This is a genomic window from Sporosarcina sp. ACRSM, assembly GCF_022346545.1.
Classification (GTDB): Bacteria; Bacillota; Bacilli; order Bacillales_A; family Planococcaceae; genus Sporosarcina.
Map to the genome: position 1 here is coordinate 116218 of NZ_JAKRNU010000013.1, position 13146 is coordinate 129363.

13 protein-coding genes and 1 pseudogene are annotated in these 13146 nt (G+C 38.9%); 6 read left to right on the forward strand and 8 right to left on the reverse strand.

Annotation, left to right across the window (positions count from 1 at the left end; translation table 11 throughout):
- Positions 1-110: 110 nt before the first annotated feature.
- From MHZ95_RS18055 to MHZ95_RS18065, 3 genes and pseudogenes are all read left to right on the forward strand, one after another.
- On the forward strand, positions 111-644 hold the full coding sequence (locus tag MHZ95_RS18055) for a helix-turn-helix domain-containing protein (RefSeq protein ID WP_239392189.1): 534 nt from the start codon (positions 111-113) through the stop codon (positions 642-644).
- Positions 641-1243: pseudogene (locus MHZ95_RS18060) on the forward strand (IS3 family transposase); the annotation flags it as partial. The gene MHZ95_RS18055 and the pseudogene MHZ95_RS18060, both read left to right, overlap by 4 nt.
- Positions 1244-1285: 42 nt before the next feature.
- Entirely contained in the window at positions 1286-1507 is a 222-nt protein-coding gene (locus tag MHZ95_RS18065; protein WP_255726833.1) for an IS3 family transposase, read from the forward strand.
- Between the two features lie 218 nt (positions 1508-1725).
- Here MHZ95_RS18065 and MHZ95_RS18070 read toward each other — a convergent pair whose 3' ends face one another.
- A complete protein-coding gene (locus tag MHZ95_RS18070) occupies positions 1726-3657 on the reverse strand; it encodes a hypothetical protein (protein WP_239392191.1) in 1932 nt (643 codons plus the stop codon).
- 461 nt (positions 3658-4118) lie between these two features.
- Between MHZ95_RS18070 and MHZ95_RS18075 the strand changes: the two genes are divergently transcribed.
- Positions 4119-4790: an SOS response-associated peptidase gene (locus tag MHZ95_RS18075; protein ID WP_239392192.1), complete on the forward strand. Its 672-nt coding sequence runs from the start codon at positions 4119-4121 to the stop codon at positions 4788-4790.
- Between the two features lie 199 nt (positions 4791-4989).
- On the opposite strand, the gene MHZ95_RS18080 is transcribed toward MHZ95_RS18075, so the two are convergent.
- From MHZ95_RS18080 to MHZ95_RS18105, 6 genes are all read right to left on the reverse strand, one after another.
- A complete protein-coding gene (locus MHZ95_RS18080) occupies positions 4990-5826 on the reverse strand; it encodes a tyrosine-type recombinase/integrase (RefSeq protein WP_239392193.1) in 837 nt (278 codons plus the stop codon).
- A 14-nt stretch (positions 5827-5840) separates the two neighbouring features.
- Positions 5841-7736, reverse strand: coding sequence for a tyrosine-type recombinase/integrase (locus MHZ95_RS18085; protein ID WP_239392194.1), 1896 nt, complete (start codon positions 7734-7736; stop codon positions 5841-5843).
- A 335-nt stretch (positions 7737-8071) separates the two neighbouring features.
- The gene (gene xerA / locus MHZ95_RS18090; protein ID WP_239392195.1) at positions 8072-8905 is read right to left on the reverse strand and encodes a site-specific tyrosine recombinase/integron integrase; all 834 of its coding nucleotides are present in this window, start codon (positions 8903-8905) and stop codon (positions 8072-8074) included.
- 6 nt (positions 8906-8911) lie between these two features.
- Positions 8912-9805 carry a site-specific tyrosine recombinase/integron integrase gene (gene xerA, locus MHZ95_RS18095; RefSeq protein ID WP_239392196.1) on the reverse strand — a complete coding sequence of 298 codons (894 nt, stop codon included), beginning with the start codon at positions 9803-9805 and terminating at the stop codon, positions 8912-8914.
- 45 nt (positions 9806-9850) lie between these two features.
- Positions 9851-10342 carry a hypothetical protein gene (locus MHZ95_RS18100; protein WP_239392197.1) on the reverse strand — a complete coding sequence of 164 codons (492 nt, stop codon included), beginning with the start codon at positions 10340-10342 and terminating at the stop codon, positions 9851-9853.
- The gene (locus MHZ95_RS18105) at positions 10323-10604 is read right to left on the reverse strand and encodes a hypothetical protein (protein WP_239392198.1); all 282 of its coding nucleotides are present in this window, start codon (positions 10602-10604) and stop codon (positions 10323-10325) included. Before MHZ95_RS18105 ends, MHZ95_RS18100 begins: the two co-directional genes overlap by 20 nt.
- 249 nt (positions 10605-10853) lie before the next feature.
- On the opposite strand from MHZ95_RS18105, the gene MHZ95_RS18110 reads away from it, so the two are divergent.
- Positions 10854-11150, forward strand: coding sequence for a hypothetical protein (locus MHZ95_RS18110; RefSeq protein WP_239392199.1), 297 nt, complete (start codon positions 10854-10856; stop codon positions 11148-11150).
- A 120-nt stretch (positions 11151-11270) separates the two neighbouring features.
- Here MHZ95_RS18110 and MHZ95_RS18115 read toward each other — a convergent pair whose 3' ends face one another.
- The gene (locus MHZ95_RS18115) at positions 11271-11675 is read right to left on the reverse strand and encodes a recombinase family protein (RefSeq protein ID WP_239392205.1); all 405 of its coding nucleotides are present in this window, start codon (positions 11673-11675) and stop codon (positions 11271-11273) included.
- A 471-nt stretch (positions 11676-12146) separates the two neighbouring features.
- On the opposite strand from MHZ95_RS18115, the gene MHZ95_RS18120 reads away from it, so the two are divergent.
- Positions 12147-12884, forward strand: a complete 738-nt coding sequence (locus MHZ95_RS18120; protein ID WP_239392200.1) for a Fic family protein — start codon at positions 12147-12149, stop codon at positions 12882-12884.
- Positions 12885-13146 lie beyond the last annotated feature (262 nt).

The following is a 13146-nucleotide window of genomic DNA, read 5'->3' on the forward strand; positions in this document are numbered from 1 at the left end:
TAGAGGTAGAATCTAAAAATTCGAATGTAAAGAACAGCCAACTGTCTTTCGGGATGGTGATGTGCACCCCAAAAGTTAGAGTCAAAATCTAACTTTTGGGGTGTTTTATTATGGCTAAATATAGCGAGGAATTCAAGGTCGCAATTGTTCGGGAGTATTTAGATGGACGAATTGGGTATAGTTTGTTGGCGAAGAAACATGGTGTGAAATCAAAAGAGCAGATTAGAGAGTGGGTACTAATCTACCAGAAGTATGGTGTGGAAGAATTAGTTAAAAAGAAAAATAATGAAGATTATCCTGTTCAATTCAAGCTAGATGTACTAAGCTTTATGAAAAGGACAGGCGTTTCGCGGTCAGAAACGGCACTTCAAATTGGACTGAAAAATTCATCGATGATTTCATCGTGGAAGAAGAAGTTCCTTGAAGGCGGTGTGGAGGCCCTGGATCAACCGAAAGGACGGCCTACCATGTCTGATAAAGCGAAGAACTTTAAACGAAGTAAACAGCCTGCCCCACAAGACGAAATGACACGTGAACAAAAACTAGAACGAGAAAATGAACTCTTTCGTTTAGAGGTGGAGTACTTAAAAAAGTTAAAAGCTTTTCAGATGGATCCGGAGGGCTATCTCGAAAAGCACAAGTAGCGCTATCACTCGAACTCAAAGAAGAGTTCCTACTGAAGGACGTCCTTCGAGTTGTTGGCATCCCTGAATCTTCCTATTATTATCATATTAATCGAATGCAGACTTCCAGCCCTATTCAAGAGTTGGAAGACATGTTTCAATCTATCTTCGAGAAGAACGATGGCAACTATGGCTATCGACGAATCAAACTAGAACTAAGGAACAGAGGCATGGAAGTGAACCACAAAAAGGTTCAACGCATCATGACAGAACTCGGATTGAAGGGGAATAAGTTTATGCGGAAATCACGCCGATATAGTTCTTACAAGGGGACAGTGGGTACTGTCGCGAAGAACCTAATTCATCGCCGTTTTTACACAAATACAGCTTATCAAAAGCTGACAACCGACATCACAGAATTCAAATGTGCAGATAACTGTAAGCTTTATTTAAGCCCTATTATGGATATGTATAATGGAGAAATACTTTCATACGGTATCAGCAAGCGTCCAACGCTGGACTTTGTGATGGAACCATTAGAAGACGCTCTTGAAATTGTTAAAGGTTCAAAGTACCGGACAACTATCCACTCTGATCAAGGATGGCACTATCAGCATTGAAAATTGGTCAAGACCCTGAAGGATCACAAAGTATTCCAAAGCATGTCACGCAAAGGGAACTGCATAGATAATTCACCAATGGAAAAGTTCTTCGGGCTACTAAAGCAGGAGATGTATTATGGCATGGCACCTCGCACAAACGAGGAATTAAAAAGAGATATTGAGTCTTACATCAGTTATTACAACAACAAACGGATCAAACAGAAATTGGCTGGCATGAGTCCGGTTCAATACCGTCTTCACACCAGCCAATTAGCTGCATAATATAAAACTCTAACTTTTAGGGGTCGCATCACCAATCCCGAAAGACAGTTGGCTGTTCGCTTTATTCAGGTTTTTGATCCTACCACTAGATTACCAGACTAACTCAAAAAATAACGAAAGAGTTGTCAGAATCATGTTAGAACCTGTTATCCGAACTTCCTTTCATACTAAAAGGAATTCTGTTCTGACCCCATTTTGCAAATATTTCAACGAGGAAATTATTTAATTTCAATGATACCAACATTTGTTTTGTTATCATTTACGTCAGCAATATCAATTGTTGTTTGTGGACGTAATTCCACTTTTTTACCTTCTGCAAGTAAATCATTGATATTAGCATTAACTGATACAGTAACAGTTTCATCATTTGCAGAAATAGCTGTAGTTGTTGCTGTAGATGAAGATTTAACACCATCTACAAAAACATCAAAGTCGTTGCCAGTTGTAGAACTTGCACCTAATGCTTCACTAAACGTTAAAACAATTGTAGTTGGATTTCCAGGAGTCGAAGTAATGACTGCTGATTTTACTGTAGGTGCAACATTTTCTGTTAATACAATGTTTTTAGTTTCATTTGCTGCAATACTATTAGCCGCATATGCTTTAACACCATTAACAGTAACATCATAGTTACCAGAACTTTCGATAGTTCCTTCTTTAATTGCTAAACGAACTACTGCACCTGATGCACTATTAGATGTAATTGTTGCTTTTGTTACTGTTGCACCTTCAACTGCATAATTAGATACATTTGCTGCAGTAGCTGGATCAATTAATACAGGGAATGCAACATCAATATAGCTTCCATCTGCTACTGTAGCACCATAAGTTGCTGAAGTAACAACTAATTTTTGAACTGGAGCTGTTGCTGCTGTGTTAGTAAAGTTAACAGTAGTTTTTGCAATATCGTTAGCATAAGCATCTGTAACATAACCCGCAGGAATATCAAACTCGTAATTTAATGCTAATGGTAAATCAGCTGGTGTACTATCTTGTAATTCAATTTTTACTAATTTTTTATTATCTGAGTCTACAGTGAAGTTAGCTTCTGGTACAGTTACTGGAGTAACAACACCATATAGGTTTGTATAATTGAATGTTAAATCAGCTGAACCTTTCTTCACAACATCCTCAGAGAATGTAAGGTAAAGGTGATTCACTCCAGATACATTTACTACTTCTTTAGATTGGATTGTTGGAGCTACTTTATCAGTATTAAAGAATACAGTTTGTGCAGTAGCAGCATTAAGATTTGAAGAAGAATCAACAATCGTTCCTGCTCCAAAGCTTACTGTTGCAGAAGTAGTGATAGCATCAGCAGCTTCTAATGTAAGATAAACTACATTTTTCTCAGAAGATTTTTGAGATACAGTGAAAGATGTACCTGCAGATGCAGCAGAAGCTACACCAGTTAAAGCACCTACTTTAATGTCTGCTAATTGTCCTGAAACTGTACTTACTTCTTCACTAAAAGTAACTTTTACAGTAGTAGAAGAAGTTGCTACTGCAGAAACGACTGTTGGTGCAGTTGAATCAGAAGTTACTTTTTGAGTAATTGTGCTATAAGGTACTGATACATTATTAGCAAAATCTGTTAAATCAGAAATAGCAATTTTAACATCTTTATTAGCAAGAGTTGAAGCATCGAATTTAATAGTTAACTCTTTTTTGTTATCACTCCATGTTTCAGTCGGAGCTGTAACTGCACCTAAAGAACTGTCAACATAAGTATAAACAGGAGTAGCAGCTTTGATTGGCTCTGAGAATACTAGTTTAACAGTATCATTACCAACTCGTTGTACAGAAGTTACTGATGCACGTGTTTTATCAGATAAATTGTAAGAACCTTCAAATGCAGGTGCAAACAATAATGAAGAATCCTTATGAGTTACTTTATTTGCTGCTACTTGAACAAAGTTATAAGAGCCTGCAGTTGGTTCCCAGTTTACAAAAGTAGAACCATCAGCAATAATTGTTAATGTTTTACCATCTGCACTTAGTGTTGTTGGATAAGTGCTAGCCCCAAGCCCAGCTCCGCCTACTGTTACAATAGAACCTAAAAGGTTACCATCTGTACCGATTACTGATGATTTTGCAACTGGTTGAGAAAATTTAATTTGTAACTCACTAGCGTTAATCGCACTTTCCACTCCATCAACTTTTTTAAAGAACGCCTGAAACCCTTATATACCAAGGGTTTCAGGCGTTCTTCAAAAATCAGTTAGTCAGGTTAAGTACGATATTATGCGAAGCCTTGGACATGAGAGGATTGAAACGACCATGATCTACTTAGATAAGGTGTTTGAGAAGCAACGACATGCCATTCATAGTTGGAATACCGAACAGTTTGGCCAATATATATAAAAGAAATACAAACCCCTCACCGAACAAGCCAAATTCATTAATAAAACATCGCTTTTCAATTATTGGATTCGGGTTGTTGTGATTCGTCTAATGGACGTAATGTGTTTAAATTTTCAATTCATCTTGCCAATCCATTTGTCTTCTTTCCTTTCGTCCAACTAACTTTCTTAATAAACTGTCATATCATTTCCTTCTCAATGACCAATTTGATACAATTGCCATCAAAATATCCGATGAGGTGATCAGCATGTGTGGACGCTTTACGATTACAACAGCCATTGATGATATCATGGAACACTTTGCTATCAGCAATGAAATTGATGACGCATATTATCAACCAAGCTTTAATGTAGCACCGTCACAAAATGTTCTATCTGTCATCAACGACGGGGAAAACAATCGCTTAGGCTACTTACATTGGGGCCTAATCCCTCCATGGGCTAAAGATAAGAAAATCGGCTATAAAATGATCAATGCGCGAGCCGAAACGTTGACTGTAAAACCTAGTTACCGAAACGCTTATAAAAAACGCAGGTGCATTATTGTTGCTGACTCTTTCTACGAATGGAAGCGCCTCGACGACAAAACCAAAATCCCTATGCGCGTCAAACTCAAATCAAATGAATTATTTGGAATGGCCGGCTTATGGGAATCTTGGAAAACAAATAATGAAACCATCCATTCGTGTACTATTATTACTACAAAGCCCAACGAGCTAGTGGCCGAAATTCACGACCGGATGCCAGTCATTTTGAAACAGCAGAACGAACAAACCTGGCTCGATCCATCGATTACCGACACTAATCAACTTAGCCCTCTATTGGTACCTTACGACGCAAGTGACATGGAAGCCTATCAGGTTACTCCGCTAGTTAATTCACCTAAAAACAATTCAGTGGATTTGATCCAAAGAGTATAAGCAAGAGGGGGCTACGGTAGAGAAGTCTTGGGCATGCGGGGATTGAAACGACGATGATTTATTTGGAGAAGGTGTTTGAGAAGGAACGTCATGTGATCCATTCCTGGAGATCGGATGCATTTGGCGACTATATATAATGAAGAAAGAACTCATTCTACCTAATAAAAAAAGGATGGACAATCCCCTTCCCGGAAGATTGTCACATCCATTTATCATACATCTCTTTTCTAGCTTGGTTATATAATCGGGCGTACAACTGGGTTGTGTGAGGGTGGTCATGCCCCAGAAGTTCCTGAATACTTTCGAGCGGCATCCCTTTTTGAGCGAGGTGTGCAGCAAACGTATGGCGCATCGTATGAGGGGTTACCCTACATCCTAAATGTTTGGAATAGGATTGAAAGTGGGTCCTGATCTTCTGCTGACGAATTCTCGCCGTTGCCTCTTGATTGATAAATACATCCGGTAATGAATCCGTCCGTGAATCGAGACAGGCTTGTAAATGTTGGCCGCACGCGTGACTGAATAACACAACTCGCCCTTTTTTCCATTTCCCTTCGGGAATTAGAATGCTCCGCTCGCTCCAATTAATATCCGCTTTCTTCATATCCACCAGTTCACTAATTCTGACCCCTGTCGCAAATAGAATTTCAATGACTGCACGCTCCAAAAGCTGTCCTTCCACGCAATCCCTAAGACTCGTGAGCTGAGTGGGCGTTAAATAATTGGGTAATTTCTCTTCTATCTTTGGGAATGGTATTTTCCTTGCAGGATCGATGGGGATAATCCCTTCTTCCAGACAATATTTATAAAAGGTTTTTAGTCCAATCAACTTACCTTGAACTGAATTCGGTTTGTATCCTTTTTCTTTCAACATCATCAGCCAGTTCCGAATATCCTTTGAGGTGATCACATCAAATGGTATATTTAGATGTTCTTGTAATTGATTGACGGCTAGTTGATAGCTCCTGATTGTTCGGGGTGCCATTCGGAACTGATAATCATCCTTGAATTTTTCAATGTACATGTCTGCTTCCATTCTTTCCATCCTCCTTATCCCATATACATTCGGTATAAACTGAGTAGCTTCCATTTGGGCATACGGGCGTAAATTTTTGTCGTTTGAAGGTTCGTATGGCCTAGTTCATCTGCTATAAAAGAAAGCTCAGCACCTTTTGTTAATAATTCTGTCGCAAATGTATGCCGCATACGATGCGGATGAAGTTTTCCTACTACCCCTGCCTTTTGACCAATCTGCTCAACAATTCCTTGTTTACTTCGAATGCTTAGTCGCGTTCCTCTATCAGAAACAAAAAGTGCAGGATGTTCAGCATCAGCAGTTTCCAAATAGCGTTCCAATAAAATGGCACAGGTTTCAGAAAAATGGACCTCTCGTATTTTATTCCCTTTTCCGGTCACACGCGCGGTCCTTTGTTCCAAATCTACGTCTTTTTTATTAAGTTGATGGACTTCACCGATACGACATCCGGAAGTGAGAAGAAATTCCACTATCACCCGGTTGCGTAGGTTTTGTTTTTCGCATACCTGCCGCACTTTCGCAATTTCTGGTTTTTCCAGATACTTTGGAACGGGTTTCGGCAGTCGTGGATACCATCTCCTTTTGATCGGTATTTTCTCCATATAACCTTCATCTACACAAAATGTGTAGAAGGACGCAAGGACACCTATCCGATATCGGATTGTCGAGACTTTTAAATTCTGTTGTTGCTGAATCAACCATTCCTGAATATCATCTGGCGTTAGATTAGAAAACTGTTCCTGTCTATCCCCGAAAAATTTTTCCAGAAAAAACTTATATTGATAAATTGTTTGTGGACTCAAATTTGCTACACGTATGCTCAACAAAAATTCATGAATAACCTCTTGATTTTCTTGGTTAACGATTGGTTTGCTTAACTCCCAGTATTTTTCCGCATCTTCTTTTTCCCATTTGTATTTCACAGGGGATGTGTCCAAATAGTCTTTGCGGACACAAAAAGTATAAAAAGAGCGAAGAATACTCATATTGCTTACTTTCGTTCTATCTTTCAAATCTTTTTGATGATTTTCAAACCACTGTTGGATATCGTTCGTTTCTATAAGTGAAAAATGAGTATGGATATATTTAAAAAATAATTGGAGAAAGGTTCTGTAATCCTCAATTGTTCGCTTGTTTCGATTTCTATTTTTAAGGTGTAACAAAAATGCATTAATCACTTTTTTGTTTTCTTCATTCGGTAAACGAATCTGTATCTCCCAATAATTTTCTGATACCTCTTTAAATCTTCTTTTGTTTCGTAAGGGAGGGTTTTTCATCAGGCCTTCCTCCCAACAAAACTCGTAGAACAACCGCAGCGCACTAAGAATTCCACGTAGTGTATCCTTATTCCAGGTATTCCGGTTTTTCGTAAGCCAATGATTGATTTCCTCTAATGTAATAGAATCAAACGACTTTTCGAACGCCTTGAAAAAGTTTTGCAAAAACACCCTTTTACAAACAATGGTCTTCTCACTTCTATCTAACTTTTTCAAGCTAAACAAAAACGTATTGATGACATGTTGGTTTTCTTGATTGGGTAATGATTTCTTTAACTCCCAGTACATTTCTGGGCTGGAGTTTACTATCTGATTGTCTTGAAGTGGTGATGCTTCAATCTGCTTTTCCACCACACAAAAACTATAGAAAGTGCGTAAGGTTATTAAATAGGCGCCAACGGTTCTTTCGGTTCGATTTTTTCGTTGTTCCCTAAGCCAAGATTCTATGTCTTCCCGGGTAACAGAAGTATATGTTTTCTGATGCGATACAAAAAAATGATGCAAAGTACCACGATGGCGGCGAATGGTTTCCACACTTCTATTCTTTTCTCTCAAGCTGAGTACAAATTCATTGATCATTTTCCTATTTTCTAGTTTTAGTAATTCATCATTTAATTCCCCGTAGCCCCCCAATTCCTCCCGCCTCTCTAGATTTGATATTGATCATACTTATATTTTATTTCGTTATTCATGGGTCTCGTATAGATTCCCATACTATTAGTATTGGCATGGCCGAGCAGTTCCTGAATATCGGCATATTCTATGCCTTTTAATGGGGACACCTAAAAAAAGCATTGCAATTTGATTCGGTTTTCCTCAATCGTCTTCTATTTTCCGCCAGTTTTTATAGTTAATAAAAACTCATTGATTACATTCTGATTTGCCTCATTGGGCAACTTTAATTTTAGTTCCCAGTAATTTCTCTTTTTTTCTCCTCTTCGATTACGTTTGGAATCGGTCATATTCGATTACGTTTGGAATCGGTCATATTGTTTTTTCCGTGCTGTATTCATCAGACGAGTATAAATGCGCGTACTATTGATATTGATGTGACCGAGTAGTTCCTGAATATAGGTAAAGTCCATTCCCTTTTCGGCTAGATGGGCAGCAAATGTGTGCCGCATGGTGTGGGGGGTCACTCTGAATCCAAGTTTTTCTGTGTACTGCCGGAAAAGTAACTCCACAAAACAACGACTGAGTGGTCCACCTCCTTGATTTGAAATGAGATATTTACTTTCAACTTTCCGTTCAGCTAAATACCCATTCAATCTTTCCGCACAATCATGGCTAAATAAGACAAAGCGCTCTTTATTCCCTTTCCCTTTTCGAATCCAAATTTGGCGGGTATCCCATTTGACATCTTCTAACTGGATATTTAATAGTTCACTAATTCGAACACCCGTTGAATATAAAGCTTCTATAATGGCTCGATCCCTCTGATGATCTTTGGTCAACTCTTGAAGCAATGCCAGCTGTCGTTTATCTAAGTAGTAAGGAAGGGAATCCACTTTTTGCGGTGTACGAACTTTAAGTGTTGGATTACTCTTTAATTTGTTTTCCTCCAGGCAATAGCGATAAAACGATTTCACAGCCGACAACTTCAATTGAATGCTGCGTGGTTTCAAACCACTCTCATCCATGGAAGCAAGCCAATCCCTAATGTCTTTCGCTTTTATTTGATCATAGTTCTTTTGACAAAATGAAAAGAATTGTTGTAAGGCCAGCTTGTAGCTTCGGGTGGTTTCCGAGCTAAAACGTGATTGATGGTCCATAAAGAAAGCTTCTTGTATTTCAATATTCATAGATATTCACCCCATAATATTTTGGTATTTTAAAATCATATCTTCTGTCGGGATTCGTGCATATATGCGGGTTGTATTCAAATCCTCATGCCCCATCTCGTCCGCAATAAACTGAAGATCCGCTCCCCTTGCCAACATGTTGGTTGCAAACGTATGTCGAAGAACATGCGGGTGAAGAGTCTGAGTGAACCCAGCTTGTTTTCCTAGTTTCCTTGTAACCAAATAGATTCCGTTCTTTCCGAGCGCCTGGCCAAATTTATTTAGAAATAAAGGCTCAATCTTATTCCCTGAGCGCGTCCGCAAATAATCTTTTAATACAAGCCCACATTCTTCAGAGAAATGGACGTGTCGGATCTTTTTCCCTTTTCCCTCGACAATTGCCGTCCGTTTGTCTACATCCACTTCTTGAATGGTCAAGTTTACCACTTCAGACTCACGGCACCCTGTAGAGAGGAGAAAGAGAATGAGCGCCCGATTTCTAATGGACAGGTTTTCGGCTGCCCGTTTCAAGCGAGCAACCTCCTGCTCATTCAGATATTTAGGCAACGACTGAGGAATCTTTGGCTTCCACCGTTTTTTCATCAACACATTCTCCATGTATTCCTCTTGCAGACAGTATTGAAAAAAGGATGATAGAGCGGAAAATACAAGGTCTATCGTTTTCGGTTTCTTATCTTGAGAAAACTGGTTAAGCCATGTTAACACCTCTTCAGATGTAAGTTGGTCAAGGGGAGTGGAACATTCCCTTAAAAATCTTTCCAGGTATTTGCGGTACTTTGAAATGGTTGCCTCTGCTTTAAGCTCTAGTTTCAGGCTAAGCAGGTATTCATTTAAGATGATTCTTGTTTCCTTTAGAAGGTTCTCACAGGTGCTTTCCCAATATCTCTTTGAACTTTCCATTTTTTTCACCTCCCTCTATAAATTTGTGAAACTTTAATTGATCGATCATGGTACTAGTGTTAACGTTTTTACTATTTTCATACCTATTCCATTTAAATTTTCTAAAAAAACTTTTTTAGAGATTTTACAAGGATTTTTTCTATTCAAAAGGATAGTAGTCGGGGACTTCCTTCTAATGCGTTTCGTTGAAATATAGTGATAACTAAAAACCCCATCATTTGAGCTTACTAACTGTTCTTCAAGTAGTTCTAATTGCTTCGGCTCTGATTCTTTGTATTGTTTTACACTCATCCCTTGAGAAATATAAACAGCCCTAAATCCTCTGATGGATTTAGGGCTGTTGTTAATCATATACAAGCTGATAATATAATCCCAATTATTGATTCGATTTGTAAAAAATCGGAATTTCCTAATGAAATCAGAGAAACTGCCAAAACCTATGCCGACTCCGGCATTCCGGCAGCTCTGGGTATTCCTTTCCAAGCAATTTTCTGGATAGGCTTTTTGGATAGTACAATTAATCTCTATATGTTTCATTGCGATCTTTCAACCTTTGAATGGCAGTCAACACCTTATCCAAATCCGAAATATCATTCGGTGTATTAGGTGTTGTCAAAATATGCGCCACTCTACGATATGTCAATGTGTCGCCATATCCCATAAGAACATAAATCGCACGCTCAAATTGATTGTTCTGCTCCCAGTCTACATCCCCATAAACTACTCTGTAATAAGCATCGGCACTGTGTTGGGGCGCCGGTATGTCTATGTAATCAATCGGTTTCTGATGGATAGCCATATATCATCCGCTCCTTAATTATCCTTCTATAGGTATTTACTTCTAGATAAGATACAAAAGTCCTTCTTTTAAAGGTGGTGCGGATAGCAGATGGACTAATGGTTAAAATAACAAATTAGCAATGTGCTCATGCCCCTTGCAGTACGAGTATAGTCTGACTAATACTTGTATGCTGTTACTCAAAATTCTTTTTAAGCCATCCATACTAACACTTGTGTGTATACTAGAAGATAAAAGGAGAGGTTTGACTTGGATATGCATGCAGCTAAAAAGCTTGTAATCAAATCACATAGTGATGAGCTTAGCAAGAAAGTCATCGAATATTTTCAAAAGTACCCTCATTCAACCGCGGGACACCGTAGTGATAACTTTAAAAAGATTCCTGATAGACTTGCAATCAAATCACATAGCGAAGATCTTCAAAAGAAATTGAAGCATTACTTTGAAAAATACCCCGAGTTACCGGATTATCCTTCTGAAGTTTCACAGATCGAAAAAGAGTTACAAGAAGAAATCAATTATTTGAAACGTGTTTTAAATAAATAACAAATGAAATTGTGTGAGTGATGTAGTTTCAGTTGAGATAGTTTCCGCTTTTGGATAGGGTATTCGAAAACACCCATTTAAAGGCCCCACTATCAGCAGAAAGGCCGACCTAACTATCTGTTAGAAACCTGCACCCAAGCTTGGTCGTATCAAAGAAGTGGTCAACCACTTAAAGTCATCCGCTGTGTACGTTACTTGTTCCTTCACCAAAACAACTGAATCCACATGATTTAAGACTTCCAAGATAGTGCGAACGTTACTTTCGGTATCCCGTATAATTCGGCAGGAGGAATAAATCAACAGATGATCGACTGGAACGTCCTCTGATTGTAGATCCTGCAGCATCATCTGCAAATGTGGACGACTCCCTGCATTTCTCGGGTAGCTGATGTCCTGGTAGTGTTTCATGATACGGATTCCATGCTTTTCTGCGTGGTTGTCGATGGCTCCCTGTTGAGTACTGATATCCTGTTTGTCATGGACGAAGTATCTGCCATAACTCATACCGATTTTCTCGCCTTTCATGTTAACCAATTTAGTTCATCTCCTTAGAAAATGATTCACAGAGTGTGTTCAGTTGCCTAAGCATCTAACGACCACTCTGAGTACTTTCTTCAATCTACCGCCATTCTGTCTATCTGCTGGTTGTTTAATACGTAGGCAAGGGTATTTCTCACTTAGCGTATCTGCAAGATAACTTTAATTTGAGAGATGATATCTTCAAAATGTGGGTAGTTGGAAATGCGGAAGGGAGGTGAAAAATTTTCGTAGCGATAAAAAGGGATAAGAATTCAGTCATTGAACTTGATGGATGAACCGCAACAATCTGCGATGTATACTTGAAGTACCAGAAAACTTTTCAGTTACACCTTGGAGGAGCATTTTGGAGGGAACGAAGGTGGAGGGAATCGGTTATAAGTGGGCGTGCTCATCATTAAAGATAATTTTTTGATTCATATGGAAAAAATAGTAGTCCACAATGAGGAGGGAAAAACGTTGAGTCGTTTACTCGACAAGATGACAATAGATTATCTGGAGGACGTCTTGGTGTGTTTAGCCCACCATTCCAGTGCAATTGACGGGAATACCATCACCTTGCCGGAGACCGTGACCATCATAGTGAATGACGCACTGCCAAATAACGCAAAAATAACAAGAAGTGAGTTTTACGAGGTCGATAATCATCAACAGGCGTTTGAATACGTCATACATTCGATAAGAAATGATGAAAAACTGTCTGTCCCCATTATAAAAAATATACATGAAAAACTAACCGATCGTCTGCAATATGATAAAGGGCAATTCAAGTCGAAAGAGAATTATATCAAAGGGGCTGAGTTTTCGACCGCTCCACCTGAGCAAGTTCCGCAATTGATGGACCAGTTAATCGGGAACTTGAATGATCGGCTAGAAACTGCCGCTACGGAAGAGGACTTATTGAGAGCCATCCTTCAAACGCATATTCAGTTTGAAAAAATCCTTCCTTTTTCGAACGGAAACGGACGAACCGGAAGAATGGTTATAAACTATTCCTTGTTGCAACACGATTTGCCTCCCCTCATTATTAGAAAACAAGACAAAAATGAATACATGCAAATTTTAGCGGAAGCACAAATGAAAGAGATTCCCGATGAGGAGGATATTGAGAGGTTTGTTGCTTTCACAAATCCTATTATGAAAGAGGAAAGAAGGAGAATGCTGTCTTTCTCTAACAAGGCTTCCAAGCAAATCTAAAGATGAAAACCAGGATGAGATCATTGTGTGTTATGGTAAAGCGACATAACATAACAAAAGAAAAGATTCTAAGGGGAAAATACATAATCGCTCGTAGAATTCTTTTTCCTTGATAGAAAATTTTACATCTACGAAATCTCCCTTCCTTCTGTTGTGAAAACGAGAGAGGAAACGAGAGAGGAAACGAGAGAGGAAACGAGAGAGGAAACGAGAGAGGAAACGAGAGAGGAAACGAGAGAGGAAACGAGAGAGGAAACGAGAG

Bases quoted from the DNA above. Each gene is read 5' to 3' on its own strand.
- MHZ95_RS18055 (WP_239392189.1), top strand. From the start codon at position 111: ATGGCTAAATATAGCGAGGAATTCAAGGTCGCAATTGTTCGGGAGTAT.
- MHZ95_RS18065 (WP_255726833.1), top strand. From the start codon at position 1,286: ATGTCACGCAAAGGGAACTGCATAGATAATTCACCAATGGAAAAGTTC.
- MHZ95_RS18075 (WP_239392192.1), top strand. From the start codon at position 4,119: ATGTGTGGACGCTTTACGATTACAACAGCCATTGATGATATCATGGAA.
- MHZ95_RS18080 (WP_239392193.1), bottom strand. From the start codon at position 5,826: ATGGAAGCAGACATGTACATTGAAAAATTCAAGGATGATTATCAGTTC.
- xerA (WP_239392195.1), bottom strand. From the start codon at position 8,905: ATGAATATTGAAATACAAGAAGCTTTCTTTATGGACCATCAATCACGT.
- xerA (WP_239392196.1), bottom strand. From the start codon at position 9,805: ATGGAAAGTTCAAAGAGATATTGGGAAAGCACCTGTGAGAACCTTCTA.
- MHZ95_RS18100 (WP_239392197.1), bottom strand. From the start codon at position 10,342: ATGAAACATATAGAGATTAATTGTACTATCCAAAAAGCCTATCCAGAA.
- MHZ95_RS18105 (WP_239392198.1), bottom strand. From the start codon at position 10,604: ATGGCTATCCATCAGAAACCGATTGATTACATAGACATACCGGCGCCC.
- MHZ95_RS18115 (WP_239392205.1), bottom strand. From the start codon at position 11,675: ATGAAAGGCGAGAAAATCGGTATGAGTTATGGCAGATACTTCGTCCAT.